The sequence below is a fragment of the Stenotrophomonas sp. 05L44_2 genome (genome assembly GCF_056665995.1).
On the sequence record NZ_JBFTNR010000523.1, the window covers coordinates 1 to 2966 of the forward strand.

Consider the following 2966-nt stretch of genomic DNA (forward strand, 5'->3'; position numbering starts at 1 on the left):
TATTTGTTGTCCATCTGCAGCACGGCCAGGAAGGCTTCCTGCGGAATTTCCACGCGGCCGACCTGCTTCATGCGCTTCTTGCCTTCCTTCTGCTTTTCCAGAAGCTTCTTCTTGCGCGAAACGTCGCCACCATAGCACTTGGCCAGAACGTTCTTGCGCATGGCCTTGACCGTGGTGCGCGAGATGATCTGCGAGCCGACGGCGGCCTGGATGGCCACGTCGAACTGCTGGCGCGGGATCAGGTCCTTCATCTTCTCGCACAGCTCGCGGCCACGACGATCGGCATGGCTGCGGTGCACGATCAGCGACAGCGCATCGACCTTGTCGCCATTGATCAGCACGTCCACGCGCACGAACGGACCGGCATCGAAGCGCACGAAGTGGTAGTCCAGCGAAGCATAGCCACGGCTGACCGACTTCAGCTTGTCGAAGAAGTCCAGCACCACTTCGGCCATCGGCAGCTCGTAGCTGATCTGCACCTGGCTGCCCAGGTAGTTGATGCCGAGCTGGCTGCCACGCTTTTCTTCGCACAGCTTGATGATGTTGCCGATGTACTCCTCGGGGGTGAGCACGTTGGCGCGGATGATCGGCTCGCGGATCTCCTGCACATGGTTCACCGGCGGCAGCTTGGCCGGGTTGTCCATGTTGATGATCGTGCCATCGGTCTTCAGGACTTCATACACCACCGTCGGCGCGGTGCTGATCAGGTCCAGGTTGTATTCGCGCTCCAGGCGCTCCTGCACGATTTCCATGTGCAGCATGCCGAGGAAGCCGCAACGGAAACCGAAGCCCATCGCTTCGGAGCTTTCCGGCTCGAAGCGCAGCGCGGCATCGTTCAGGCGCAGCTTGTCCAGCGCTTCGCGCAGGTCCGGGTAGTCCTCGGCATCGACCGGGAACAGGCCGGCGAACACGCGCGGCTGCATTTCCTGGAAGCCGGGCAGCGGCTTCGGTGCCGGATCGCCGGCCAGGGTCAGGGTGTCACCGACGGGCGCGCCGTGCACGTCCTTGATGCTGGCGGTGACCCAGCCCACTTCGCCCGCGCGCAGTGCCGGCAGCACCTTGCGCTTCGGGGTGAACACACCGACGTTGTCGACCTGGTGGTTGCGGCCGGTGGACATCACCTGCAGCTTGTCACCGGCCTTGATCTCGCCCTGCATCACGCGCACCAGCGAGACCACGCCCAGGTAGTTGTCGAACCACGAGTCGATGATCAGCGCCTGCAGCTTGTCGGTATCGCGCGGCACCGGCGGCGGAATGCGATGCACGATCGCTTCCAGCACGTCGACCACGTTCAGGCCGGTCTTGGCGCTGACCGGCACGGCGTCGCTGGCATCGATGCCGATCACGGCCTCGATCTCGGCCTTGGCGCGCTCGATATCGGCGGTGGGCAGGTCGATCTTGTTGATCACCGGCACCACTTCCAGCCCCTGCTCCACCGCGGTGTAGCAGTTGGCCACCGACTGCGCTTCCACGCCCTGGGCCGCATCGACCACCAGCAGCGCGCCCTCGCAGGCGGCCAGCGAGCGGCTGACTTCATAGGAGAAGTCGACGTGGCCGGGGGTGTCGATGAAGTTCAGGTGGTAGGTCTGGCCGTCCTTCGCCACGTACGGCAGCGACACCGACTGCGCCTTGATGGTGATGCCACGCTCGCGCTCGATCGGGTTGGAGTCGAGCACCTGCGCTTCCATCTCGCGGGCCTGGAGGCCGCCACAGAGCTGGATGATGCGATCGGCCAGCGTGGACTTGCCGTGGTCGACGTGGGCGATGATGGAGAAGTTGCGGATGTTCCGCATCGAATCAGAGGACATAGAGAGGTGGCGGCGGCGCGCGGCGTCGTCAGGGTAACGGTCGATTATCGCATGCCCGGAGGGCCGCCGCGTGGTTGGCCTGCCGGCACGGCCCCGGAATGGCCGAAGCCCCGCCAGGGCGGGGCTTCGGGGACACCACGAGGGCCGCCGTGAAGGCGGCCATCGGTTGTTACGGGCCGGCCTTGACCGCGACGAAGGCGCTGTTGCCGCTGCCGGTACGGACCAGCAGCATGACCACATCGCCCTTCTTATAGCCGGACAGCGCGCGGTTCAGGGCTTCAACGCTGCCGACCGGGGTACTGGCCACCTGCAGGATCACCATGCCCCCGGACAGGCCGGCATCACGGGCGCCCTCGCCCTTCACGGCGGTGATGCGGACACCTTCACCCGCCTCCAGGCCCAGCTGCTTGCGCTGCGGCGCAGTCAGGTCGGCAACGTCCAACCCCAGCAGGGCATTGGCGCCGGCCTGCGGAGCCGCCGTGTCATTGCCTGCGGACGGGCTGCGGCCATTGCCCTGCGCGTCCTCGGCCAGAGCGGTCAGGGTCGCGCTCAGGTCACGCGGCTTGCCATCGCGGATCACGCCCAGGGTGACGCGGCTGCCCGGTGCCATCGCACCGATCAGCGGCGGCAGATCGGACCAGCTGTTGACCGGCRCACCGTTCACCGTGCGGATCACGTCACCGATCTTGACCCCGGCCTTGGCCGCAGCGCTGTCCGGCACGATCTGGTTGACCAGCGCACCGCGGCTGTCGGGCAGGCCCATCGCCTGCGCCTTCAGGCCGTCGATTTCCTGCACCACCGCGCCGAGCTGGCCACGGGTGACCTTGCCGGTCTTCTTGATCTGCTCGACCGCGCTCATCGCCAGATCGATCGGGATCGCGAAGCTGATGCCCATGTAGCCACCCGAGGCCGAGAAGATCTGCGAATTGATGCCGACCACTTCACCACGGGTGTTCAGCAGCGGGCCGCCGGAATTACCCTGGTTGATCGCCACGTCGGTCTGGATGAACGGCACATAGCGCTGGTCCGGCCCACCGGTGTTGCGGCCGAGGGCACTGACCACGCCAGCGGTAACCGAGTGGTCGAGGCCGAACGGCGAGCCGATCGCGACAACCCACTGACCGGGCTTCAGGCTGTTGGAATCCCCCACGCGCACGG

2 protein-coding genes are annotated in these 2966 nt (G+C 66.0%); both read right to left on the bottom strand.

Translation table 11 applies throughout. The features are described from left to right. Nucleotides 1-1793 (bottom strand): translation elongation factor 4 (gene lepA / locus AC1VAN_RS16825; RefSeq protein WP_080148860.1); only part of this gene is annotated, 1793 nt, incomplete at its 3' end. 184 nt (nt 1794-1977) lie between these two features. Continuing rightward, nucleotides 1978-2966: PDZ domain-containing protein (locus AC1VAN_RS16830; protein WP_480986253.1), on the bottom strand; the 989-nt coding region annotated here is incomplete at its 5' end.